This window comes from Streptomyces silvae, assembly GCF_016745505.1.
In the GTDB taxonomy this organism is placed as follows: domain Bacteria; phylum Actinomycetota; class Actinomycetes; order Streptomycetales; family Streptomycetaceae; genus Streptomyces; species Streptomyces silvae.
This window is the reverse complement of record NZ_JAERUC010000124.1, coordinates 17,477-41,158: the sequence shown is the minus strand read 5'-3', so window position 1 is coordinate 41,158 and position 23,682 is coordinate 17,477. Positions and strand designations below refer to the sequence as shown.

Below are 23,682 nucleotides of genomic sequence, written 5' to 3'. Positions count from 1 at the left end.
CGTGAGCACGCCCGAAGAGAATCCGCGCCCCACACCTGTGGACGTACCGCTGATCCACATCGGCGCACCCGCCGAGTCCGGTGGTGGCTGCGGCGACGGCTGCGGCTGCGGTGACGGCTACGACCCCGACGGTCTGGAGTGCGGTCTCGACCCCGCCCTGGCCCAGCTCCTGGCGGACGCAGGCCTCGACCCGGTTCAGGTCGAGGACATCGCCCACGTCGCGATCGAGGAGGACCTCGACGGCGGCGAGGACGTCACCACCGTGGCGACCGTCCCGGAGGACGCCGTCGCCACCGGCGACTTCACCGCCCGTGAGGCGGGTGTCGTCGCGGGTCTGCGCGTCGCCGAGGCCGTCCTCTCCATCGTCTGTACCGACGAGTTCGAGGTCGAGCGCCACGTGGAGGACGGCGACCGCGTCGCCCCCGGCCAGAAGCTGCTCACGGTGACCACCCGCACCCGTGACCTGCTCACCGGCGAGCGCAGCGCGCTCAACCTGCTGTGCCGGCTCTCCGGCATCGCGACCGCGACCCGCGCCTGGGCCGATGTGCTCGACGGTACGAAGGCGAAGGTCCGCGACACCCGTAAGACGACCCCGGGGCTGCGTGCGCTGGAGAAGTACGCCGTGCGCTGCGGCGGCGGGGTCAACCACCGCATGTCGCTCGTGGACGCGGCGCTGGTCAAGGACAACCACGTGATCGCGGCGGGCGGTGTCGCCGAGGCGTTCCAGCGGGTCAGGAAGGCGTTCCCGGAGCTCGCGATCGAGGTCGAGGTCGACACGCTGGAGCAGGTCCGCGAGGTGCTCGCGGCTGGCGCCGACCTGATCCTGCTGGACAACTTCACCCCGGCCGGGACCGCCGAGGCGGTCGCCCTCGTCGGGGGCCGCGCGGTGCTGGAGTCCTCGGGCCGGCTCACCCTCGACTCGGCCCGCGCCTACGCCGAGGCCGGGGTCGACTACCTGGCCGTCGGCGCGCTCACGCACTCCTCGCCGATCCTCGACATCGGCCTGGACTTCCGCGACGCCGCGGCGGCGACCGACGGGGCCGACGCCTGATGCTGCTCACCATCGACGTGGGCAACTCCCACACCGTGCTCGGGCTGTTCGACGGCGAGGAGATCGTCGAGCACTGGCGGATCTCCACCGACGCCCGCCGCACCGCCGACGAGCTGGCCGTCCTGCTCCAGGGGCTGATGGGGATGCACCCGCTGCTCGGGGTCGAACTGGGCGACGGCATCGAGGGCATCGCGATCTGCTCGACCGTCCCGGCCGTCCTGCACGAGCTCCGCGAGGTCACCCGCCGCTACTACGGCGACGTACCGGCGGTCCTCGTGGAGCCGGGGGTGAAGACCGGCGTCCCGGTCCTCACGGACAACCCGAAGGAGGTCGGCGCGGACCGCATCATCAACGCGGTCGCCGCCGTCGAGCTCTACGGCGGCCCGGCGATCGTCGTCGACCTGGGCACGGCCACGACGTTCGACGCGGTCTCCGCGCGCGGCGAGTACACGGGCGGGGTGATCGCGCCGGGCATCGAGATCTCCGTGGAGGCCCTCGGCGTGAAGGGCGCGCAGCTCCGCAAGATCGAGCTGGCCCGGCCCCGCAGCGTCATCGGCAAGAACACCGTCGAGGCCATGCAGTCCGGGATCGTGTACGGCTTCGCCGGCCAGATCGACGGCGTGGTCGAGCGCATGAAGAAGGAGCTGGCGGCCGACCCCGACGAGGTCACCGTCATCGCGACGGGCGGCCTTGCTCCGATGGTGTTGGGCGAGTCCTCCGTCATCGACGAGCACGAGCCCTGGCTGACGCTCATCGGGCTGCGCCTCGTGTACGAGCGCAACATCGCCCGGATGTAGCCGCGCCCGCGGTCACCTGCGGGAACGACCCGGCGGCGCGGGGCACGACGCCGCGCCGCCGGGCAGTTGGTTAAGCGGATTTTGTCCATTTAGCACGTATTGTCGCGTCATGCCCACGCCCTACGGATCACGCGGCGGCATGGCGTTCAGCGCGGACGAGCTCCGGGTGCTCCGACGTGCTCTCGCCAACGCCCTCCACCCCACGCCCCTGCCCGAAGAGGATGTCCAGGACTGCCTGCGCCTCGCGGGCGCGGTGGACGAGGTGGTGAACGAGGCGGGCCGGCTGCGCGCCTTCCTCCTCGCCGATCTCGCCCGCTACCGCGACGCGCTCCCCGGCTCCCTCAGCGGCTATCTGGAACTCCTCCAGGACGCCCTCGCGGCCGGCTACGACCCCCGCCCCGACGACCTCGCGGCCCTGCGCGCCCTGCGTGCCGGACCGGTCGCCGCGGCCCTGCTGGAGCGCTGCCAGGTGCTGGCGGAGCGCTCGGTGCGGGCGCGCCTGGCCGGCCGCGCCGTGCCCATGACGGCGCCCGCGCCGCGCGGACGGCTGCTGGCTCTGCGCGGTGGCCTGGCGGCGGCCAAGGAGCCCGAGCGGCCTCGCACCCCGTCGCGGCCCGCCGAGCCGGCCCGTCCGCCGGCCCCGGGCGAGCGCCCGATGCCGAAGCCGTCCGAGGTCTTCCCGCCCCGCCGCCGGCCGGCTCCGGCCCCGCCGCCGGAGGAGCGCGCGGTGTCCTGAGTGCACCGGCGCGCCGGAGGGGTGCCCGGGAGTGGCCGGAATGCCGGGCTCGCTACCCTGGACGGCATGGACTACGTATCCGCGCTCGTTCCCCCCGTGGTGATGGCCGTCTTCTTCATCGGCCTCGTCAGGACGATCATCAAGAGCCAGGGCGGCCCGAACAAGGCCAAGGAGGACGCCGCGGTGGACGCGGCGCTCGCCCGCGCCGAATCGGCCCGGCAGGCTCCGAGGCCCGAGGGCGTCTGACCCGGACCCGAGCAGGAAGGGCGCACGGCTCCCCGGAGCTGTGCGCCCTTTTTCCGTCCCAGAATTATCCCATTCCGGACATCTAGCACTAAGGTGACGGTGTGCCTCGCCAATTGGGAGAGCTGGAAGACACCGTGATGACACGGGTCTGGCAATGGAACCGCCCGGTCACCGTGCGGGAAGTTCTCGAGGACCTTCAACAGGAACGGTCCATCGCGTACACGACCGTCATGACGGTAATGGACAATCTCCATCAGAAGGGCTGGGTACGCCGGGAAGTGGATGGCCGGGCATATCGATATACGGCGGTCTCCACCCGCGCCGCATACTCGGCCGCACTGATGAACGAAGCCTGGTCGCAGAGTGACAACCCGGCCGCCGCACTGGTCGCCTTCTTCGGCATGATGTCCGCGGAGCAGCGCGAGGCTCTGCGTGATGCGATGCGCGTCGTCGCACCCACCTTCCCCGAACCGGCCGGGAGTCCGCCCGAAGACGGGGACGCGGCCGATGAAGCGCCGCAGGAGCGCGGGCGATAGCGTCGGGGGATGTCCTCAGAGCAGCCGCAAACCGAGCACCGGACCGAGTCGCAAACCGGAGCGCATACCGGGCCGGAAACCGGATCTCCCTCAGAACTTCATACCGGCCCGTCGGTAAATAGGCCGGCCATCACCGTCCGCCGCGCCAGGACCAGCGATGTGGCGTCGGTCCGCGGCCTCCTTGACGGCTACGTCTCCGAAGGCATCCTGCTCGACAAAGCGACCGTCACGCTTTACGAGGACATCCAGGAGTTCTGGGTCGCCGAACGCGACGAGGACGCCCGTGTCATCGGCTGCGGCGCACTGCACGTGATGTGGGAAGACCTCGCCGAAGTACGTACTCTCGCCGTCGACCACGCCATCAAGGGCGCGGGTGTCGGACACCAGGTCCTGGACAAGCTCCTGCAGACCGCGCGCTGGCTCGGTGTCCGCCGGGTTTTCTGTCTCACGTTCGAAGTCGACTTCTTCGCCTCGCACGGCTTCACCGAGATCGGAGAGACGCCGGTCGACGGAGATGTCTACAGCGAGCTGCTGCGTTCCTATGACGAGGGTGTCGCCGAGTTCCTGGGTCTCGAACGAGTGAAGCCGAACACCTTGGGCAACAGCCGGATGCTTCTGCACCTGTGAACGGCGGAAGTTGCCGGAACCCTATGTCCGAATCGCGCATGTTTCCCGTGCTCTAGCGCTCCTGAACCTCTCCCAGGGGTTTGTGTTTTCCGGGGAAAAGCGGTTTCCTTTCCGCGTACTGCATTTTCGATGAAAGGAAATCCGGTGGCACAGAAGGTTCAGGTCCTTCTTGTTGATGACCTCGACGGTGGCGAGGCGGACGAGACCGTCACGTTCGCTCTGGATGGCAAGACGTACGAGATCGACCTCACCACGAGCAACGCGGACAAGCTCCGTGGTCTTCTCGAGCCGTACACCAAGAGCGGACGCCGCACGGGCGGCCGCGCCGCGACCGGCCGTGGCAAGGGCCGCGCCGTCACCGGTGGCAACAAGGACACCGCCGAGATCCGTCGGTGGGCGCGCGAGAACGGCCACAACGTGAACGACCGCGGCCGCGTCCCCGCCGAGATCCGTGAGGCTTACGAGAAGGCGAACGGCTGACCTGTCGGCCGATGGGCCCACAGGTGTGTCCGGGCGTGAGCGAGCCTGGCCCGGTGGCACTCCGTCGCCGCCGCGTCCACGAGTCGTACGAGATCGGGAGCACCCCCACCCCTGCTCCCGAGGCCGCCGAGGGCCGGGAGTGAAGGTTCCACCTCCTGGCGCGATCCGGGGGGCCGCAGCCAGACCGCGGCCCCCGGCGGGCCCGCCGCACCGCCCGGCGGCACCGGGGCCGTGATGTGCCCGCCGTCGCCGATGGCGGTCAGATCGAGGGCGATGCCGCCCCACTCCAGCCAGTCGAGCAGCCCCGGCAGCTCCTCCGCGCTGCCCGCGGCCACCAGCAGCCGCATCCGCCGCCCCGCCAGCGCCACCGGACCGGTGCGCCCGACCCGGCGCAGCGCCGCGTGACCTGCCGCGGCCGGAAGCTCCAGGACGTCGAAGCGCAGCCCCGTCAGCAGCCGCACCGGCGCCGTGCCCGCCGTGACCCAGTCGAGCTCGCGGGCGTACCACTGCGCGGTGTCGCGTTCCGGCGACGAGCGGGGAGGCGGGACGAGGGAAGCCATGTCCGATGAACCGCCGAACCGGCCCCGGAGTTACGCGCTGTTCATGATCGACTGCTCTGTGTGTCCGTTGCGGGGGCGCGTGGAGGCCTTCGGCAGCGCGTTGTTGTTCGCCCGTAGCGGAGTAAACGGGGGTGCGCCGCATGGACTGTCAGTGAGTGCGGGTAAGACATCCCTAGTGGGAAGGGGCGACACGCGGGCAAAAACGTCTCACGTTCGCCATCGGCGTACTGGCGAAAGGGCTATCTGCCTGGCCTGCGGGAACATCGTCTCGCACCATCGGGTTGGAGCAGTTGTCGGCGTTCGGGGCAGCAGATCCCCCGGGAAGCAGGGCCGGGTGTCGGCAGTTGAAATGAGCGGTCCCCGCTTGCGGGACTAAGCTGCGGAAGGACAGGGAGGGGACCGACCCCTTACTGCCTGACCGCTCTGAGGAGCGATTAACGATGTTCGAGAGGTTCACCGACCGCGCGCGGCGGGTTGTCGTCCTGGCTCAGGAAGAAGCCCGGATGCTCAACCACAACTACATCGGCACCGAGCACATCCTCCTGGGCCTGATCCATGAGGGTGAGGGTGTCGCCGCTAAGGCCCTGGAGAGCCTCGGGATTTCGCTCGAGGCGGTCCGCCAGCAGGTGGAGGAGATCATCGGTCAGGGCCAGCAGGCCCCGTCCGGGCACATCCCCTTCACCCCCCGGGCCAAGAAGGTCCTGGAGCTGTCGCTCCGTGAGGCACTTCAGCTCGGCCACAACTACATCGGCACGGAGCACATCCTGCTCGGCCTGATCCGCGAGGGCGAGGGCGTCGCCGCCCAGGTCCTCGTGAAGCTGGGCGCCGACCTGAACCGGGTGCGGCAGCAGGTCATCCAGCTGCTCTCCGGGTACTCGGGAGGCAAGGAGGCGGCCACAGCCGGCGGCCCCGCGGAGGGCACGCCCTCCACGTCCCTGGTGCTCGACCAGTTCGGCCGGAATCTCACCCAGGCCGCTCGTGAGTCCAAGCTCGACCCGGTCATCGGGCGCGAGAAGGAGATCGAGCGGGTCATGCAGGTGCTGTCCCGCCGCACCAAGAACAACCCGGTTCTCATCGGCGAGCCCGGCGTCGGCAAGACGGCGGTCGTCGAGGGCCTGGCGCAGGCCATCGTCAAGGGCGAGGTGCCCGAGACCCTCAAGGACAAGCACCTCTACACCCTGGACCTCGGTGCCCTGGTGGCGGGTTCCCGCTACCGCGGTGACTTCGAGGAGCGCCTGAAGAAGGTCCTCAAGGAGATCCGCACCCGCGGCGACATCATCCTGTTCATCGACGAGCTCCACACCCTGGTGGGTGCGGGTGCCGCCGAGGGCGCCATCGACGCCGCGAGCATCCTCAAGCCCATGCTGGCGCGAGGCGAGCTCCAGACCATCGGTGCCACGACGCTCGACGAGTACCGCAAGCACCTGGAGAAGGACGCCGCGCTCGAGCGCCGCTTCCAGCCCATCCAGGTCGCGGAGCCGTCGCTGCCGCACACCATCGAGATCCTCAAGGGTCTGCGCGACCGTTACGAGGCCCACCACAGGGTCTCCATCACGGACGAGGCGCTGGTCCAGGCCGCCACCCTGGCCGACCGCTACATCTCGGACCGCTTCCTGCCGGACAAGGCGATCGACCTGATCGACGAGGCCGGCTCCCGGATGCGCATCCGCCGGATGACCGCGCCGCCGGACCTCCGCGAGTTCGACGAGAAGATCGCGGGCGTCCGCCGCGACAAGGAGTCGGCCATCGACTCCCAGGACTTCGAGAAGGCAGCTTCGCTCCGCGACAAGGAGAAGCAGCTGCTGGCGGCGAAGACCAAGCGGGAGAAGGAGTGGAAGGCCGGCGACATGGACGTCGTCGCCGAGGTCGACGGCGAGCTCATCGCCGAGGTCCTGGCGACCGCCACCGGCATCCCGGTCTTCAAGCTGACCGAGGAGGAGTCCTCGCGTCTGCTGCGCATGGAGGACGAGCTCCACAAGCGCGTCATCGGCCAGAAGGACGCCATCAAGGCCCTGTCGCAGGCGATCCGCCGTACGCGAGCGGGTCTGAAGGACCCGAAGCGCCCCGGTGGCTCGTTCATCTTCGCCGGCCCGTCCGGTGTCGGTAAGACGGAGCTCTCCAAGACGCTCGCCGAATTCCTCTTCGGCGACGAGGACGCGCTGATCTCCCTCGACATGTCGGAGTTCAGCGAGAAGCACACGGTTTCCCGCCTCTTCGGTTCGCCCCCCGGTTACGTGGGCTACGAAGAGGGCGGCCAGCTCACCGAGAAGGTGCGCCGCAAGCCGTTCTCCGTCGTCCTCTTCGACGAGGTCGAGAAGGCCCACCCCGATATCTTCAATTCCCTGCTCCAGATTCTGGAAGACGGTCGTCTGACCGACTCCCAGGGCCGGGTCGTGGACTTCAAGAACACGGTCATCATCATGACGACCAACCTCGGGACCAGGGACATCTCGAAGGGCTTCAACCTGGGCTTCGCCGCCCAGGGCGACGTCAAGACGAACTACGAGCGGATGAAGGTCAAGGTCAACGACGAGCTCAAGCAGCATTTCCGGCCTGAGTTCCTCAACCGTGTCGACGACACGGTGGTCTTCCACCAGCTCACCGAGGAAGACATCATCCAGATCGTCGACCTGATGGTCGCCAAGGTGGATGAGCGTCTGAAGGACCGCGACATGGGCATCGAGCTCAGTGCCGAGGCCAAGTCGCTCCTCGCGAAGAAGGGCTACGACCCCGTGATGGGCGCCCGGCCGCTGCGCCGGACGATCCAGCGCGAGATCGAGGACATCCTCTCCGAGAAGATCCTCTTCGGCGAGCTGCGTCCCGGTCACATCGTGGTCGTGGGCACCGAGGGCGAAGGGGACGAGAAGAAGTTCTCGTTCCGTGGCGAGGAGAAGTCGGCACTGCCCGACGTCCCGCCGATCGAGCAGGCAGCGGGCGGCGGCCCGAACCTGACGAAGGAGGCGTAGGGCGCGTAGCGCCTGAGCGTCACAGGGGCTGCCCCGGACCGGTTTCGGTCCGGGGCAGCCCCTTTTCGGTGCGGTCCGGCAGCTCACCCGCGGTCACAGCTGCCGTACGTCGATGCCTTCCGCTCCTGTCACCCGGGCGCTGCGGGTGATCGTGACCGTGAGCCCCGGCAGGCCGCGCAGCGGGGAGAGGTCGACGGCGGGGGCTTCCGGGGGCCACGACGGTTCCGTCGCCATGGAGGTCGACAGCGTGAGGTCGCGCAGCGACGGGAAGATCTTCGGCAGTTGTCCCAGCCGGTCACCGGCGACGGCCGTGGTGCGGAGACGGGACAGCGAGAGCGTCGTGACGGAGGGGACCGGGTCGTGGCCGGCGAGGTCGGGCACCGCCGGCGCCGTCAGGTCGAGCGCCGTCACCTGAGGGGCCCGGCGGAGCGCGGCGAGGAGGGGACCGATCGGCAGGAAGGCGCCGGCGAGGTTCAGCGCCGTCAGCCGGGACCAGCCTTCGAAGGAGTCGGCCTCGAAACGGCCGTCGGCCCGGACGTTCAGAGTCACCACGCCGGGCAGCGGAGGCAGATCGCTGAACCGCTGCACGGTGAGGCGCGAGAGGGAGAGGTGGCGGAGACGGGGATGCGGACCGAGCGAGCCGAGTGTGGACGCCGTCAGCGGGGAACCGCCCAGCGACAGCTCGTCCAGGCTGTCGAGGAGGGACAGCGGGCTCAGATCCCGTACTCCGGGGGATGAGTGGATACGGAGTTCGGTGAGCCGGTCGGAGCCCGCCAGGAACGAGAGATCCGTCAGGCAGTTGTTGGCGCGCAGCCAGATCTGCCGTGGGCGCCTGCCCCGCAGGGCGGTACGGAGCTCGGGCTCCGGCAGGTCCCCGACGAAGTCGAGGCGGTCGGCGTCGGGGACATGGCGCAGGGCGGCCAGCTGGTCCCTGCTCCGCACCCTTACCCGCAGCCGGGTGGTATCGAGCCGGTTGAGGACCTCCGCCGCGTAGGCCTCGGCAGGGTAGCGGTCCCAGCAGTTCATCAGCGTGGGCCCGAGCCCGGGGATGGCGAGTGCCCAGTCCCGGACGTGCGGGACGGCCTCCGCGCCACCGATGTGGCTGATCAGGTCCACCACGTGTTCCGCGGTGCGCTCGTCGATCTCCCCGGCGTACTCCCGGGGGTGGGGCAGATGAGTGAGCGCTTCCGGTCCCATGCGGGCCAGCAGACCCACCTTCACCGAGTTGCGGGGCGGGAACAGTGACGCCGTCGAGCGGTGGACGCGGTCACGCGTGGTGGTGTCCAGCCACGCGGCGTGCTGGGCACAGAGGGCAGCCAGGACGCGGAGCTCCGCTCGGGCGAGGGAGCTGGTCTGCGCGGCGGAATCGAGCAGCCCGTGCACCAGGACGGGCAGCTGCCGGCGTCCGCAATGGCCTGCCGCGAGCAGGATGACGTCCTGCCACTGCTCGTCGGGGGCGTGCCGCAGGAGCTCGTTGAGATGGTCGTCCTCGACGAGCTCCTTCGCGGCCAGGAAGTCCTGGAAGGTGCGGTGGGCGAACTGGTAGGTGTCGAAGGAGCGCTCCTGGAGCAGCCCGCTGCGGTTCAGCAGATGGGTCAGGACGGTTTCCGCCGAACCCTGCTCCCGTACGCGTGTCATGCCGGTCAGCGTGCGGTCGACCTGGTGCAGGGCCTGTTCACGGGAGAACTCCGACTGGCCCTCCCGCACGAGCCACGCCGCGATGCGCTGGAGCAGCTGGGTCTGCTCCTCCACGTCCATCGAGATGCCCTCGGGGCTCTTGATCCTGCGGCGTTCGTCGCGGTTGCCGAGCAGCATCTCCAGGGCGGAGCTGTAGAGCTTCCAGCGGGTGGCGGGGAGACTGCCCTGACGCCGGCGGTGCAGGGCGCAGATCACCGCACAGAGCAGAGGGGTACGAGCGAGATCGCGCAGTGCGGCGTTCTCGGCGAACTGGTGGGAGAGGTCGCGTTCCAGCTCGGCCAGGGCCTCGTGGCCGTGGCTGTCCAGCCGCGCCGCCTCGTGCCACGACGCCACGAACGACTGGATGTCCCCGTCACGCATCGGCAGGAGCCGCAGTTCCTCGAAGTCCTCCGAGCCGAGCCAGTCCGGCGCGACGGCCAGCGGGCGGACCGTGGCCACGCAGCGGGTCTCCGGGTAGCGCCGCAGGAGCTGCGACAGCCACGCATGGGCCTCCTCCCGGTCCTCCGGGGGCACCTCGTCCAGGCCGTCGACCAGGAGGAGCGCCCGGCCCGACTCCAGGACCCGGCCCGCCCACCCGTCGGGGGCGTCGTCGACGACCAGCCCGGCGGCGCCGGAGAGCTGGGCGGGGCCCGGGAAGGTGCTGCCCCGGGCGCGCAGGGTCCGGAGCGGGACGACGAAGGGGATCAGGCCGTTCAGCGGGTCCAGGGCGTCGGCGAGGGTGCGGGCCGCGGCATGGGCGGCCAGCCACCACAGCAGCGTGGTCTTCCCGGCGCCCGCGTCGCCCCGGAGCAGGACCCGGGGCCGGTCGGCGAGGAGCGCGTCGACGCGCTGCGGCCCGGGAGAGGGCAGCGTCCGGGACTGGGGCTGGGACTGCGCCTCCAGGCTCAGATAGGCCGTGTCCAGGTCCCACTCCGAGTCGTGCCGGCCCAGCTCGTCCAGCCCGAAGATCTTCGTACGCCGGTACGCCGCCCCGATGGAGGCCGCGTACTCCTCCTCGTACCGGAGGTCCCGGGGGAAGTGCCCGTGGACCCTCTCGTGGCGGAGCGCGGGGCCGCTCTGTTCGTAGACCAGCCGGAACGGCTTCGCCGTCAGTACGGGGCCGAGGGGAACGCACTCGACCCGCCGGCCGCCCCGCTGCTGGGGAACCTGGCGGGCGATTCCGAGCAGCACGTCCCCTGCGAAGACGGGCCCGCCGGAGAGCCCCGCGAGCACGGAGGGCGCCTGGTCGGACCGGATGACCGGTGGCCCGTCGAGGTCGCAGACCAGCAGGTTGCGCATCCGGCCCGCCATGGGCAGGACCGTCGCCGTGTACTGGTCCGCCTCCGCGTGCTTCTCGGCGCCGTACCGCTGGATGCGGGGGAACCCGGTGATCTCGCAGCTGTCCATGGCCTGCCGGGTGTCCACCAGGCCGAGCCGGGCCGGGCCCACCGGAAGGACCGGGCTCGCGGCCTGGAGCAGGGCGACGTCGAGGTCGTGGTCGATCCAGGCCACCGTCGCCGGGACCGGGCCCGCCACGTCAGGGTGCCCGAGGTGGCATCCGCTGCTGCCCCTGACCACATGGGCGCAGGTCAGCACCAGCCGGTCGGTGAGCAGTACGCCGCTGCCCTGGAGGGCGCCGGAGACGACGACCGTACGGTCCGCGGGCTGCACCGCCCTCACGACCCCGCCGTGCCGCTGCCGCCGAAGTGCGCGGTGCTCCCCGCCTCCTCGTCCCCGATCTCCCAGGCCTCCCCGGTGACGGCGTTGCGCGGGGTGAGGGTGAAGCCGACCTTGTGCGTGCGGCCGGTGGACCGGGAGGTGTCGGCGCCCGCCTCGACGACCCAGGCCTTCACCTTCCCGCCCGCCTTGTGCTCCCTGCGGAGTTCCAGGGTGAACTCCATCTGGATGTCGCCCACCGAGAAGGCGAGGGGCCTGCCGGTGGCGCGGGTCGCCGCGTCGATGAGCTGGTTGCGGATCGACTCGACGGCGTCGGCGAGCTCGATGCCGTCGAGGCCATGGGTGATGTCGTCGGCCATCTGTCCCCCCCCGGGGTGCTGAGCGTGTGCCGGACAGCGTAGTCAGCCCGGGGGCCGAAGGTCCCGAAACGGGCAGGCTTCCGGCCCACCGGCGGTGACAAGGCGCACAGCCCCTCGGAGGCCTACTAGCCGCCCTAGGAGTAGGAGGGGTGGCCGGTCCTGGGACCTTCGGCCCGCCCCGGAGGAGGCTTTCGGCGTTTGGGTGAATATGACCGTATTTCTGCCCTGTGTCCCGCAAGGATGCCCCAGGAACAGGGGTTAAACCTGCTTCGCGACATTTGTCCGAAAGATCGTCCGCTGTCGCCGGACCGGTGACGGCGGTGAATTCCCGGGCCCTCGGCTACGGCTTTTGATCGTAGATGAGGTGTTTGAGTGTTCTGGGGGGTGCGGGTTACCAAGGTGGAGCAAGCCCGGTCGACGCCGGGTCCAGTCACCCCGGAGGTTCTCCCCGCATGTCGAAGCGCGTTACGTTCCAGCACTCCCGCCGCCCGTCCATGTCCCGCGTCAGTGGCGCCGTCGTGGCCGCCGGCCTGGGTGCGTCGATGGTGTTCGGTGCGGGCGCGGCGTTCGCGTCCGGCACGACGGGCACCGCGGACACCGCGGCCCTCGCCGGCGCGGCCACCGCTGACTCCGTCGCCCAGCAGGCGACCGCACAGGGCAAGGCCGCCGCGAAGGCGAAGGCCGACAAGGCCGACAAGGCCGACGCCAAGAAGAAGGCGGCCGCGAAGAAGAAGGCCGCTGCCAAGAAGAAGGCCGCCTCGTGGGAGGCCCCGGTCAGCCACTACGAGCTGAGCGCCACCTACGGCACCGGCGGTGACCGCTGGGCCCACAAGCACTCCGGTCAGGACTTCGCCGTGCCGATCGGCACCAAGGTCGAGGCCGCGCACACCGGCCGCGTCGTCAAGGCCGGCCCCAACGGCGGCGGCGACGGTCCCGCGTACGGCAACGCCATCGTGATCAAGCACGCCAACGGCAAGTACTCGCAGTACGCGCACCTGTCGAAGATCGAGGTCAAGGTCGGCGACCGCGTGAAGACCGGCGACGAGATCGCCAAGTCCGGCAACACCGGTAACTCCAGCGGTCCCCACCTGCACTTCGAGATCCGGAACTCGCCCAACTACGGTTCCGCGCTCGACCCGGTCTCGTACCTGAAGTCCGTGCACGTCAAGGTCTGACGCGCACCACCCCGTAGCCGCTAAGCGGCGGGCCCCGGGTCATGGGCCTTGGTCACCAGTTCGACGGCGACCTCGAGAGCAGCCTCGCGCTTCTCATCGGGGTCGCCTTCGGCGTCCCTGAGGGCCATCATCCCGGCGTGCATCGCGAAGAGGGCGGTGAAGCAGCGCACCTGGTCGGTGAGCGGCGCGTCCGGGTCCTTGATCAGGTCCACCAGGGCGAGGACCCGGTGCTTCATGGTGTGGCCGATGCTCAGCTCGCGCACCGTCGCCTGGTTCTCCTGCATGAAGACGAAGAGCGGGGCCGCCGCCTTGAGCGCCTCGCTGTAGCGGACCAGGATCTCCTTCTTCGTCTCCAGGGTGCGGGGCTGCCCCTGGCCCCAGGCGACGATCTCCTCGACGGGCCTGTTCAGGTCCTCGAAGATGCTGACGAGGATGTCTTCCTTGGTCTTGAAGTGGTAGTACAGCGCCGCCTTGGTGACCTGCAGCTGCTCGGCGATCTCGCGGAGCGACGTCTTCTCGTACCCCTGCTCGGCGAAGAGTTTCAGGGCGACGTCCTGAATGCGCTGTCGGGTGTTGCCCCGGCGCGGCTGCGGCGTGCTGCCCATGCGACTCTCCCAAGAACTTACTTGACGCCCGGCTAGTTACGGGTCTACTTTCCTCAGTGTAGCCAACTAGCCGGGCGGCAAGTAAGTGCCGGATCGGTGGCAGACCGGGCAGCAGGGGATCAGGGGAGCGGACGGCATGACAGAACTAAAGAAAGCGGCGGCGGGCGCGAAAGCGGAACCACCGGCACGCAGCGTCCGGGTGGTGGTCCTCGCGCTGATGATCGCGATGCTGCTCGCCATGCTCGACAACCTGATCGTCGGCACCGCGATGCCCACCATCGTCGGCGACCTGGGCGGTCTGGAGCATCTGTCCTGGGTGGTCACGGCCTACACCCTCGCCACCGCGGCCTCCACCCCCATCTGGGGCAAGCTCGGCGACATGTACGGCCGCAAGAGCATCTTCCTCACGTCGATCGTGATCTTCCTGATCGGCTCGGTGCTGAGCGGAATGTCCCAGGACATGGGTCAGCTCATCGGATTCCGCGCCATCCAGGGCCTCGGCGCCGGTGGTCTGATGGTCGGCGTCATGGCCATCATCGGCGACCTGGTCCCGCCCCGGGAGCGCGGTAAGTACCAGGGCATGATGGCCGGCGTGATGGCCATCGCCATGATCGGCGGACCGCTGGTCGGCGGCACCATCACCGACCACCTGGGCTGGCGCTGGAGCTTCTACATCAACCTGCCGCTCGGCGCCCTCGCGCTGGCCATGGTCACCGCCGTGCTGCACCTGCCCCGCAAGGAGCGTACGAAGGCGAAGGTCGACTACCTCGGGGCCGCGCTCCTCACCGTCGGCATCACCGCGATCGTGCTGGTCACCACCTGGGGCGGTACGGAGTACGCCTGGGGCTCGGCCGTGATCATGGAGCTCATCGCCCTCGGCGTCGCCTCCCTCGTCGGCTTCGTCTTCGTCGAGACGAAGGCCGCCGAACCGATCGTGCCGCTGCACATCTTCCGCAACCGCAACTTCACCCTCATGTCCGTGGTCGGCTTCATGGCGGGCTTCGTGATGTTCGGCGCGGTGCTCTTCCTGCCGCTGTTCCAGCAGTCGGTCCAGGGGGCCTCCGCGACCAACTCCGGGCTGCTGCTCCTGCCCATGCTGCTCGCGATGATGATCGTCTCGCTGGTCGCCGGACGGATCACCACCAGCACCGGCAAGTACAAGGTCTTCCCGATCGTGGGCAGCGTCCTGATGGTCGCCGGGCTGTTCCTGCTCGCCGCCATGGACACCGGCACCACGCGTCTGACGTCCGGCCTCTACATGGCGGTGCTCGGCGCCGGCATGGGCTTCCTGATGCAGATCACGATGCTCGTCGCCCAGAACAGCGTCGAGCTCAAGGACATGGGCGTCGCCTCGTCCACGACCACCCTCTTCCGTACGCTCGGCAGCTCCTTCGGAGTCGCGATCATGGGCGCGCTCTTCACCGGCCGCGTGCAGGACGAGATGATGGCGCGCGGCGGCGGCGGAGCCACCGAGCGGTCCGCCCAGCTGGACGCGGCGAGCCTGGCGAAGCTCCCGGTCCCGGTCCGCGAGGCGTACGAGTACGCGGTGGCCTCCGGCACCCACATCGCCTTCCTGGTGGGCGGCTCCGTCGCGGTGCTGGCCCTGGTGGCGGCGCTGTTCGTCAAGGAGGTCCCGCTGCGCGGCTCGGCCAAGCCGGAGGCGGCCGCCTCGGACGCCGACGGCACGGCGCCCACCGGCCTCGCGGCCGCCAAGCAGTCGCAGAACGCCTGAGCAGCGGCATTGTGAGCGCCAACCCCTGCAGCGACCCCCTGAGAAGGGCGCCCCTGCGAAGGACAGCCCCCTGAGAAGGTGCGGGCCCCGGAGACCACCGGTCTCCGGGGCCCGCACCCTTCCTGCCTCAGCCCGTGCCCGTCTGCCGCAGCACGGGGAAGCTCCCGGTGTTCGTCGGCGCGTGCTCGGGCAGCCACAGCACGGCGATCGCCCCGCCCGTACCGCCGGCGTCCGCGGCCCCCAGCGGCCCCGCGTTGCGGAACGTCAGCCTGGCTCCCAGCACCCGGGCCTGCCCCGCGGCGATGGTCAGCCCCAGGCCGTGGCCGCGCCCCGACCGGTCGCTGCTCCCCGTACGGAAGCGGCTCGGCCCCTCCCGCAGCAGCGCCTCGGGGAAACCGGGCCCGTGGTCGCGGACCCGTACGACCCGGCCCTCGACCGTGACCTCGACCGGTCCGGCCCCGTGCTTGGCGGCGTTCCCCAGCAGATTGCCCAGGATGCGCTCCAGCCGCCGCGGATCCGTGGACACCCAGGACTCGTGCACCACCCGCACCGGGATCTCCGGATCCAGCACCCGGACCCGCCGGCTGACGAATTCGCCGAGCTGGAGCTCCTGCAGCTCGGCCCGCTCCGACGCGCTGTCCAGCCGGGCCACCTCCAGGACGTCCTCGACCAGGGTCCGCATCGCCTGGGCCCGGTCCCGTACGAGCTCCGTGGGGCGCCCCGGCGGGAGCAGCTCGGCCGCGGTGAGCAGACCGGTGACCGGGGTGCGCAGCTCGTGGGCGATGTCGGCGGTGACCCGGCGCTCCGCCTCGATCCGCTCGTTCAGCGCGTCCGTCAGGGCGTCCACGGCCCGGGCCAGCTCGTCGGTCTCGTCCCGTACGACGCCGCCGACGGCCTCCCGTACGCGTACCTCCGTGTTGCCCTGCGCGACCTTGCCGGCCGCCGCTGCCGCCTTGCGCAGCCTCCGGGAGAGCTGGCCGCCGATCAGCACACCCAGGGCGCAGCCGCCGAAGACGACCGAGACCGAGCCGATGATCAGGGCCCTGTCCAGGTCGCCCATGATCGTGGCGCTGCGGTCGGCGAAGCGGGTGTGCAGGGACAGGACGTCACCGTTGGCCAGCGGCACCGCCGCCCAGACGTCGGGGGCGCCGTTGCCGTACTCGTCGACGTGGGTGGCGCGCCGGTTGTCGCGTATCTGCTTGCGCAGGCTCGCCGGCAGCGAGGGGTCGTTGACCTTGGCGCCGAACTTCGGCAACGGCTTCGTCGTGTTCGTCGCCTCGTACAGCCGCTGGGCGAAGAGCAGCCGCTCCAGCTGCACCTCGCGCGCGTTCTCCAGCATCGAGACACGGGCCGCGTTGTGGACGACGAGGCTCAGCGCCAGCGCGATGAGCGCCCCGACCGCCGCGATCGCGATGCTGATCTTCCAGCGGACCCCGGTCCGCAGCGCCAGCCGCCTCATGCGCGCAGCTTGTAGCCGAAGCCGCGGACCGTCTCGATCCGGTCCTGCCCGATCTTGGTGCGCAGCCGCTGCACATGGACGTCGACGACGCGGGTGTCCCCGCCCCAGCCGTAGTCCCAGACCCGCTCCAGGAGCCTGTCCCGGGAGAGGACGGTGCCGGGCGCCGAGGAGAACTCCAGCAGCAGCCGCATCTCCGTCGGGGTCAGCCCGACGTGCGCGCCCTCCCGGCGCACCTCCATGCCCTCGGTGTCGATCTCCACGTCGCCGAAGACCAGCACACCGCCCGTCTCCTCGTCCGCGCCGCCGGGCCCGTCGGGCGCCCCGCCCGCACCGGCCGCGTGGCCGAAGCGCCGCAGCACCGCGCGGATGCGGGCCACCAGGACCGCCCCGTCGAACGGCTTGGTGACGTAGTCGTCGGCCCCGGCCTCCAGACCGAGCACCACGTCGATCGCGTCGGCCCGCGCCGACAGCATGATCACGGGCACGGTCGACTCGTCGCGGATGCGCCGGCACAGACTGACCCCGTCCAGGCCCGGCACCATCACATCCAGCAGCGCGATGTCCGGGCGGTCCGCCCGGAAGGCCTCCAGGCCCAGCAGGCCGTCGGGCACCGCGGTGACCGTGAATCCGACCCGCTCCAGCGCGAGCTGGGTGGCCTCACGGATGACGTCGTCGTCCTCGACGAAGAGGACATGGGTCTCGGCCATGCGAGCGGCTCTCAGTTCTGCGTCGGCTGCGGTGCGGGGAGGTCGCCCTCCCCGGCGCCGACGGCCCGGTTGAAGTCGTTGTGCACCCGGTCGGTCTCGGTGAACCGGCCGGCGGCCCAGCGGTAGGTGACGACGTCCTCCCCGGAGGGGTACGCGACCGAGTCCTTCGACCCGTACACCTGGGTCGTCACCACCAGGTCGCCCCGGTCGATGGTGCCGTAGACCGCGGGCACCTCGGCGGCGAAGACGTTCCCGTACGAACCGTCGGCCTGCCGCTGGTAGACGTACGTGCCGACCCCCACCGAGTCGCCGCAGGTCATCACGTTGACCACGACGTCCGTCCCCGGGCCGCCGGTGAGCGTGCCGTACGAGGTGTCGACCGGGTACTCGTCCCCGGTGCAGGGCTTCAGGTCGTCCCTGAGCTGCCGGCTCACCTTCGGGTCGCTCTTGACCAGCCGCACGGCGTCGACCCGCGGGGAGGGCTTGGCCGTCCCGCTGGGAACCGTGCTCGTCGGCGTGGCCCGGGCGGCCTGCTGGGCGCTCGCCGGGCCCTCGTCACGGGTGCCCGTGCCCCCGGCGGAACACCCGGCGCACAACAGCCCGAAGGCGGCGAGCCCGGCCACCGCCGTGCTCCCCGCCACCAGACCGGCCCGGAGTCCTCCGCGGCCGGCCGTCGTGCTCTTCCCGCTGCTGCCTCTCAGGCCGCGCACCGCTCCCGCCCCCGCTCGTCATGACGCCCGTTCCGCTGCGCGGGTATCCGCACCGGTGTCTCCTCGGCCTCACGGCTCCGGGCGGCACGGTCCTCCAGCTCCTGGCGCAGGCGTGCCAGGGCGCGGTGCAGCGTGCTCTTCACCGTGCCGGCGGACATACCGAGCGCCGCGGCCGTCTCCTCCGTGCTCATCTGCTCCCAGTGTCGCAGCACGACGACGCTGCGCTGCTTCGGAGCCAGCACCCCGAGGACATCCATGAGCAGGGCCCGGTCGGCGCGCTGGTCGGCACCGTCGTCGACGCTCGCGTCGGGGAGCTGCTCGGTGGGGACCTCGTCGAGCTTGCGGGCCCGCCACCACTCCGTACGCGTGTTGATCATGACGCGGCGCAGATAGGCGTCGGCGAGGGACTTGTCGGCGATGCCGTCCCAGCGGCCGAAGGTGCGGACCAGCGCGGTCTGGAGCAGGTCCTGCGCGTCCACGGGATCGGGTACGAGCCGGCGGGCACTGCGCAGCAGCGCGTCCTGCCGGGTCCGTACGTACTCCTCGAATCCGAGCACCTCGCCCTGCGCCATTACAACCGCCTCCGTCCCCGTCGATCCCCGTGTACCGCCGTCGGCGGGATGGTCCGTTCGCCGACGTCCGGTGACGTTACGGAGGCGTTGTCACGAGGCTGTGCGGAGCAGCCGTAGGCGGACGCACGGCTGTCCATCGGTTGTGTAACAGCCGCTGGACAGCCCCGGTCCGCCGGAGCACGGTCAGGTCAGAGGCAGCCGGTACCGGCCGTTCGCCAGGGGCTCGACGAGGCCGTCGGCGACCAGCCCGTCCAGGGCGCGCGCCCGCTGCACGGGCTCCTCCCACACCGCGTCCAGTGCCGACTGCGGCACCGGTGTGACGGCGTCCCGCAGCACCGCGAGCAGCCGGCCCCGCACCTGGCGGTCCGTACCGGCGTAGGTCTGGCCGCGGCGCGGCGGGCCCTGGTGGGCGGGCTTCCCCGCCAGCCGCCAGGCGCACTGTCCGGCGATCGGGCAGCGCGTGCAGTCCTCGTTCTTCGCGGTGCACACCAGTGCACCGAGCTCCATCGTGGCCGCCGCCCAGCGGGCGGCGCGCTCGTCCTCCTCGGGGAGCAGTGCGCGGGCGAGCTTGCGCTCGGCCGCGGTGGTCGCGTTCGGCGGGTACTGGATGCCGGTGGCGGCCCGGGCGAACACCCTGCGGACGTTGGTGTCCAGCACGGCATGACGCTGCCCGTACGCGAACGAGGCCACGGCCGCGGCCGTGTACTCCCCGATCCCGGGCAGTGCGAGCAACTGGCCGTGCTCGCTCGGCACGTCGCCCCCGTGGCGTTCCGTTATCGCCTGCGCGGCCCCGTGCAGCCGCAGCGCACGGCGCGGGTAGCCGAGCCGTCCCCAGGCACGGACGGCTTCGCCCGGTGCGTCGGCGGCCAGGTCGGCGGGGCGCGGCCAGCGGGCCATCCACTGCTCGTAGACCGGGAGGACTCGGTTCACCGGGGTCTGCTGGAGCATGAATTCGCTCACCATCACACCCCAGGCGCCCGCATCGGGGCGGCGCCAGGGCAGATCGCGGGCGTGCTGCTCGAACCACCCGATGACGGGGGTATGGAGGGAGGCGGGGGGCGTCTGTGTCGAAGTCGTGGCAGTCATCGCACCTACGATCCTGGCACGGAAGGCGGGGCATCGGGCACGGCTACGGGGGTGTCGCCCCGGCCGTGCGTCCACGGGGTGGTAACGCCACCCGTTTCGACCCCTCGGGCGGGGCGGACGGGACCCCGGGTGGGGCAAAGCGGATGAAGCGCCCCGGGAACCGCCGCTCCGTGATGATGATCCGGAAAACTTGTGGATCAGGCGGCGGTTGGGGCCGGAGTCGGCCCGGATCTCTCGTACAGTTCGGTCCGTGGGTTCTATGCGCAATCCGGTCGGGCCGCTTCCCTCCAGCATCTACTGGCGTCGGAGAGCAGTAGCGGTGCTGGTGATCGCGCTGCTCGCGGCGCTGGTCGCGTGGGCCGTCACCTCGCGCGGCGGCAGCGGCGGGGGACAGGACGACGGGAAGCCCGGAGGCTCCGGCCCCGCCCCGTCGATCACCCCGGGACCTTCGAGTTCGGGCCCCGTCACCGGCCAACCCCCCGGCGGACGCGACGAGTCGGAGGACACCGGTGGGAGCACCGGTGGAGGCACCGGCGGGAGTTCGGGCACCGGGGGAGGCACCGGCGACACCGGCAGCGGGACGGGCGGTGCCGCGGGATCGGACTCCGCGGGAGCGGGCGGCTCCACATCGGCGGGTACGGGCACGGGAACCGGCGGCAGCACGGGCGGCCAGCAGGTGCCGGCCGGCTCGTCGCTCCCCAACTGCACGCCGACCGTGCTGCAGTTGAGCCTGAAGACGGAGAACAGCTTCGGGCCGGACGACAAGCCGGAGTTCAAGCTCAGCGCCAGGAACACCTCGGCCACCGACTGCAAGGCCGACTTCGGGCCGAAGAGCGCCGTGCTCACGATCACCGAGGCCGGCGAGGACGACGAGCAGGTGTGGTCGTCGAAGGACTGCCCGAAGGCCGGAGCCCTGTTCCTGAGGGTCCCGGCGGGGGCCACGGTCGTGCACGTCGTGACGTGGGACCGCAAGGGGAGCGCGCCCTCGTGCGCGACGCCGCCGGTCAGGAGCGCCGGGCCGGGGACGTACCTGCTGGAGGCGAAGGTCCCGGGCGAGGCCGTCCAGCGCGCGTCGTTCGTGCTGGCGAAGGACTGACGGCGCGGGCGGATCCGCACCGGGAACGACGAACGCCGAAGGGCCCCGCCGGAACACTCCGGCGGGGCCCTTCGGTGATACGGGCGGGGTCTCGGGCGCGAGGCCCGGCAGGATCCGCTCGGAAGTCCTAGACGTACCGCTCCAGGATCGAGGACTCCGCCAGCCGCGAGAGTCCCTCACGGACGCTGCGGGCCCGCGCCTCGCCGACCCCGTCCACGGCCTGGAGGTCGTCCACGCTCGCGGCGAGCAGCTTCTGCAGGCCGCCGAAGTGCTCCACCAGCCGCTCGATGATCGCCCCGGGGAGCCTCGGCACCTTCGCCAGCAGCCGGAAGCCGCGCGGGGAGACCGCCGAGTCCAGCGTCTCCGGGGAGCCGCTGTAGCCCAGGGCGCGTGCCACCACGGGGAGTTCGAGCAGCTCGGTGTGGGTGAGCGTGTCCAGCTCGGCCAGCGCCTCGTCGACCGTACGGGACCGCTTCGCGGTGGGCTCGGGGACGTAGTCGCGGACGACCAGCTCCCGCTCCGGCTCCACGCCCGCGATCAACTCGTCCAGCTGGAGGGCCAGAAGGCGGCCGTCGGTGCCCAGCTCCACGACGTACTCGGCGATCTCGGTCGCGATGCGGCGGACCATCTCCAGCCGCTGCGAGACCGCCGTCACGTCCCGGACGGTGACCAGGTCCTCGATCTCCAGCGCGGAGAGCGTCCCGGCGACCTCGTCCAGCCTGAGCTTGTACCGCTCGAGGGTGGCGAGCGCCTGGTTGGCGCGGGACAGGATCGCGGAGGACTCCTCCAGGACCCGCCGCTCCCCGTCCACGTACAGCGCGATCAGGCGCATCGACTGGGAGACCGAGACGACCGGGAAGCCGCACGCCTTGGAGACCCGGTCCGCCGTGCGGTGCCGGGTGCCCGTCTCCTCGGTCGGGATGGAGGCGTCCGGGACCAGCTGCACGCCGGCCCGGAGGATCTTCGTCATGTCCTTGTCGAGGATCATCGCGCCGTCCAGCTTGCACAGTTCGCGCAGGCGCGTCGCGGCGAAATCCACGTCGAGCACGAAGCCGCCCGTACACATGGATTCGACGGTCTTGTCCATGCCGAGGACGATCAGTCCGCCGGTGTTGCCACGGAGGATGCGCTCCAGGCCGTCGCGGAGGGCCGTCCCGGGCGCGACCGCGCTCAGCGAGGCGCGCATCAGCGCCTCGTTCCCCGTGCCTTGGCCGGACTTTCCGGGCGATGCTGCCCGGTCGTTGGCTGCCACTGCACTCCTCCGGTCACAGGTCGGCGGTGCCCTTGCGTCCCTCGTACCGTTCGTACGGGCGGGCGAGACCAGGGCAAAGTCTACCGGCGTGCGCCGTCCTCCTGTGGTCCGTCCGGCCGAGAGCGGCGGGGAAGGACTCTCAGGGCGTCGCCCATGTCGGCCACTTCTGTGACCTTCATACCGGCCGGGACCTGTCCCGGGTCCCTCGGGACCAGGGCGTGCTTGAACCCGAGACGGTACGCCTCCGCCAGCCTGCGCTGGACCCCCGTGACCCTTCTGACCTCCCCGGCGAGCCCCACCTCACCGATCGCGACCAGGTTCTTCGGCAGCGGTGTGTCGCTGGCCGCGCTGGCCAGGGCCAGGGCGATGGCGAGGTCCGCGGCCGGCTCGGTGAGCTTCACGCCGCCCACCGTGGCGCTGTAGATGTCCCGCTTGCCGAGGGCGCTGATCCGGCCGCGCTGCTCCAGGACGGCCAGCATCATCGAGACCCGGGAGGTCTCCAGGCCCGAGGTGGTGCGCCGGGGCGAGGGGATCTGCGAGTCGACCGTCAGCGCCTGCACCTCGGCGACGAGCGGGCGCTTGCCCTCCAGGGTGACCGTCAGACAGGTGCCGGGAACGGGCTCGTCACGGCGGGTGAGGAAGAGCCCCGAGGGGTCCGCGAGGCCGGTGATGCCCTCGTCGTGCAGCTCGAAGCAGCCCACCTCGTCCGTGGCGCCGTACCGGTTCTTGACGCCCCGCACGAGCCGGAGGCGGGCGTGCCGGTCGCCCTCGAAGGAGAGCACCACGTCGACGAGGTGCTCCAGGAGCCGGGGGCCGGCGATCGCGCCGTCCTTGGTGACATGGCCCACCAGGAGCGTCGACATGCCGCGCTCCTTGGAGGCCCGGATGAGCGCGCCGGCGACCTCGCGGACCTGCGCCATGCCGCCGGGCGCGCCCTCGATCTCCGGTGAGGCGACGGTCTGCACGGAGTCGAGGACGAGGAGGGACGGCTTGACGGCGTCCAGGTGCCCCAGCACGGCGGAGAGGTCGGTCTCGGCGGCCAGATAGAGGTGGTCGTTGATCGCCCGGATCCGGTCGGCCCGCATCCGCACCTGGCTGGCGGACTCCTCGGCCGTGACGTACAGCGTCCGGTGGTCGTCGCTCGCGGCCTTGGCGGCCACGTCCAGCAGCAGCGTCGACTTGCCCACGCCCGGCTCGCCCGCGAGCAGCACGACGGCGCCGGGCACGAGACCCCCGCCGAGCACGCGGTCCAGCTCGCCGACCCCGGTGGAGCGGGCGGTGGCCTGCCGGCTGTCGACCTGGCCGATCGGCACGGCGGCGGTGGAGACCCGTCCCGCGGCCGTCGTACGGACCGCGGGGGCGCCGCCGAACTCCTCGACCGTCCCCCAGGCCTGGCACTCCGGGCAGCGGCCGAGCCATTTGGCCGTCGTCCAGCCGCATTCGGTGCATCGGTAGGACGGGCGGTCCTTCGCGGATTTCGTACGGGCAGCCATGGCGTCACCGTATAGGTGGGGTCCGACAGTGCCGGTCGTGGGCACGGAAGCCGAACATGTGCCCGATGCGGTATTTGCGGTGG

General features: G+C 71.0%; 22 protein-coding genes. 11 read left to right on the top strand and 11 right to left on the bottom strand.

All coding sequences use genetic code 11. The features are described from left to right. The first annotated feature begins 1 nt into the window (after position 1). The 7 genes from nadC to JKV81_RS18960 all read left to right on the top strand — a co-directional run bounded on the left by nadC (position 2) and on the right by JKV81_RS18960 (position 4,473). Complete coding sequence (nadC, locus tag JKV81_RS18990; RefSeq protein ID WP_124277586.1) at positions 2 to 1,051, top strand: carboxylating nicotinate-nucleotide diphosphorylase; 1,050 nt, start codon at positions 2 to 4, stop codon at positions 1,049 to 1,051. Beyond that, positions 1,051 to 1,848, top strand: a complete 798-nt coding sequence (locus tag JKV81_RS18985) for a type III pantothenate kinase (RefSeq protein ID WP_031091045.1) — start codon at positions 1,051 to 1,053, stop codon at positions 1,846 to 1,848. Before nadC ends, JKV81_RS18985 begins: the two co-directional genes overlap by 1 nt. Positions 1,849 to 1,987: 139 nt before the next feature. After that, a complete protein-coding gene (locus JKV81_RS18980; RefSeq protein ID WP_099173595.1) occupies positions 1,988 to 2,584 on the top strand; it encodes a hypothetical protein in 597 nt (198 codons plus the stop codon). Between the two features lie 66 nt (positions 2,585 to 2,650). Beyond that, entirely contained in the window at positions 2,651 to 2,830 is a 180-nt protein-coding gene (locus tag JKV81_RS18975; RefSeq protein WP_099173596.1) for a hypothetical protein, read from the top strand. A gap of 101 nt (positions 2,831 to 2,931) precedes the next feature. Next, entirely contained in the window at positions 2,932 to 3,366 is a 435-nt protein-coding gene (locus JKV81_RS18970; RefSeq protein ID WP_129264249.1) for a BlaI/MecI/CopY family transcriptional regulator, read from the top strand. Between the two features lie 129 nt (positions 3,367 to 3,495). Next, the gene (locus JKV81_RS18965) at positions 3,496 to 3,993 is read left to right on the top strand and encodes an amino-acid N-acetyltransferase (RefSeq protein WP_099173671.1); all 498 of its coding nucleotides are present in this window, start codon (positions 3,496 to 3,498) and stop codon (positions 3,991 to 3,993) included. 144 nt (positions 3,994 to 4,137) lie between these two features. Continuing rightward, positions 4,138 to 4,473 carry a histone-like nucleoid-structuring protein Lsr2 gene (locus JKV81_RS18960; RefSeq protein WP_099173598.1) on the top strand — a complete coding sequence of 112 codons (336 nt, stop codon included), beginning with the start codon at positions 4,138 to 4,140 and terminating at the stop codon, positions 4,471 to 4,473. Here JKV81_RS18960 and JKV81_RS18955 read toward each other — a convergent pair. After that, entirely contained in the window at positions 4,452 to 5,033 is a 582-nt protein-coding gene (locus tag JKV81_RS18955) for an SCO3374 family protein (protein WP_202076887.1), read from the bottom strand. The genes JKV81_RS18960 and JKV81_RS18955 overlap by 22 nt on opposite strands. A 440-nt stretch (positions 5,034 to 5,473) precedes the next feature. Here JKV81_RS18955 and JKV81_RS18950 point away from each other — a divergent pair, with 440 nt between their 5' ends. Further along, positions 5,474 to 7,999: an ATP-dependent Clp protease ATP-binding subunit gene (locus JKV81_RS18950; RefSeq protein ID WP_099173600.1), complete on the top strand. Its 2,526-nt coding sequence runs from the start codon at positions 5,474 to 5,476 to the stop codon at positions 7,997 to 7,999. A 93-nt stretch (positions 8,000 to 8,092) separates the two neighbouring features. On the opposite strand, the gene JKV81_RS18945 is transcribed toward JKV81_RS18950, so the two are convergent. Together JKV81_RS18945 and JKV81_RS18940 are read right to left on the bottom strand one after the other, a co-directional pair. Further along, entirely contained in the window at positions 8,093 to 11,356 is a 3,264-nt protein-coding gene (locus JKV81_RS18945) for an NACHT domain-containing protein (protein WP_307820573.1), read from the bottom strand. After that, positions 11,353 to 11,712 (bottom strand): trypco2 family protein, encoded by a 360-nt coding sequence (locus JKV81_RS18940; RefSeq protein WP_129264245.1) that lies wholly within the window; start codon positions 11,710 to 11,712, stop codon positions 11,353 to 11,355. Before JKV81_RS18940 ends, JKV81_RS18945 begins: the two co-directional genes overlap by 4 nt. Before the next feature lie 452 nt (positions 11,713 to 12,164). Between JKV81_RS18940 and JKV81_RS18935 the strand changes: the two genes are divergently transcribed. Beyond that, the gene (locus tag JKV81_RS18935) at positions 12,165 to 12,887 is read left to right on the top strand and encodes a M23 family metallopeptidase (protein WP_124277581.1); all 723 of its coding nucleotides are present in this window, start codon (positions 12,165 to 12,167) and stop codon (positions 12,885 to 12,887) included. A gap of 20 nt (positions 12,888 to 12,907) precedes the next feature. Here the strand turns inward: JKV81_RS18935 and JKV81_RS18930 are convergent, their stop codons facing one another. Continuing rightward, positions 12,908 to 13,492, bottom strand: a complete 585-nt coding sequence (locus JKV81_RS18930; protein WP_129264243.1) for a TetR/AcrR family transcriptional regulator — start codon at positions 13,490 to 13,492, stop codon at positions 12,908 to 12,910. 136 nt (positions 13,493 to 13,628) lie between these two features. On the opposite strand from JKV81_RS18930, the gene JKV81_RS18925 reads away from it, so the two are divergent. Then, a complete protein-coding gene (locus JKV81_RS18925; protein WP_129264241.1) occupies positions 13,629 to 15,224 on the top strand; it encodes an MDR family MFS transporter in 1,596 nt (531 codons plus the stop codon). Positions 15,225 to 15,351: 127 nt separating this feature from the next. Here the strand turns inward: JKV81_RS18925 and cseC are convergent, their stop codons facing one another. From cseC to JKV81_RS18900, 5 genes are all read right to left on the bottom strand, one after another. Then, the gene (cseC, locus tag JKV81_RS18920) at positions 15,352 to 16,683 is read right to left on the bottom strand and encodes a two-component system sensor histidine kinase CseC (RefSeq protein ID WP_129264239.1); all 1,332 of its coding nucleotides are present in this window, start codon (positions 16,681 to 16,683) and stop codon (positions 15,352 to 15,354) included. Beyond that, a complete protein-coding gene (cseB, locus tag JKV81_RS18915) occupies positions 16,680 to 17,390 on the bottom strand; it encodes a two-component system response regulator CseB (protein WP_129264237.1) in 711 nt (236 codons plus the stop codon). The genes cseC and cseB overlap by 4 nt, the downstream gene beginning before the upstream one ends. 11 nt (positions 17,391 to 17,401) lie before the next feature. After that, on the bottom strand, positions 17,402 to 18,100 hold the full coding sequence (locus JKV81_RS18910) for a hypothetical protein (RefSeq protein WP_307820572.1): 699 nt from the start codon (positions 18,098 to 18,100) through the stop codon (positions 17,402 to 17,404). Then, entirely contained in the window at positions 18,088 to 18,672 is a 585-nt protein-coding gene (locus JKV81_RS18905; RefSeq protein ID WP_099173607.1) for a SigE family RNA polymerase sigma factor, read from the bottom strand. Before JKV81_RS18905 ends, JKV81_RS18910 begins: the two co-directional genes overlap by 13 nt. Before the next feature lie 183 nt (positions 18,673 to 18,855). Next, entirely contained in the window at positions 18,856 to 19,758 is a 903-nt protein-coding gene (locus JKV81_RS18900) for an HhH-GPD family protein (RefSeq protein WP_099173608.1), read from the bottom strand. Between the two features lie 259 nt (positions 19,759 to 20,017). Here JKV81_RS18900 and JKV81_RS18895 point away from each other — a divergent pair, with 259 nt between their 5' ends. Further along, positions 20,018 to 20,854, top strand: coding sequence for a hypothetical protein (locus JKV81_RS18895; protein WP_202076915.1), 837 nt, complete (start codon positions 20,018 to 20,020; stop codon positions 20,852 to 20,854). Positions 20,855 to 20,981: 127 nt separating this feature from the next. Here the strand turns inward: JKV81_RS18895 and disA are convergent, their stop codons facing one another. Both disA and radA read right to left on the bottom strand, forming a co-directional pair. Beyond that, the gene (gene disA, locus JKV81_RS18890) at positions 20,982 to 22,106 is read right to left on the bottom strand and encodes a DNA integrity scanning diadenylate cyclase DisA (RefSeq protein ID WP_099173610.1); all 1,125 of its coding nucleotides are present in this window, start codon (positions 22,104 to 22,106) and stop codon (positions 20,982 to 20,984) included. Positions 22,107 to 22,186: 80 nt separating this feature from the next. Continuing rightward, positions 22,187 to 23,599, bottom strand: coding sequence for a DNA repair protein RadA (gene radA, locus JKV81_RS18885; protein WP_099173611.1), 1,413 nt, complete (start codon positions 23,597 to 23,599; stop codon positions 22,187 to 22,189). Between the last annotated feature and the right edge of the window lie 83 nt (positions 23,600 to 23,682).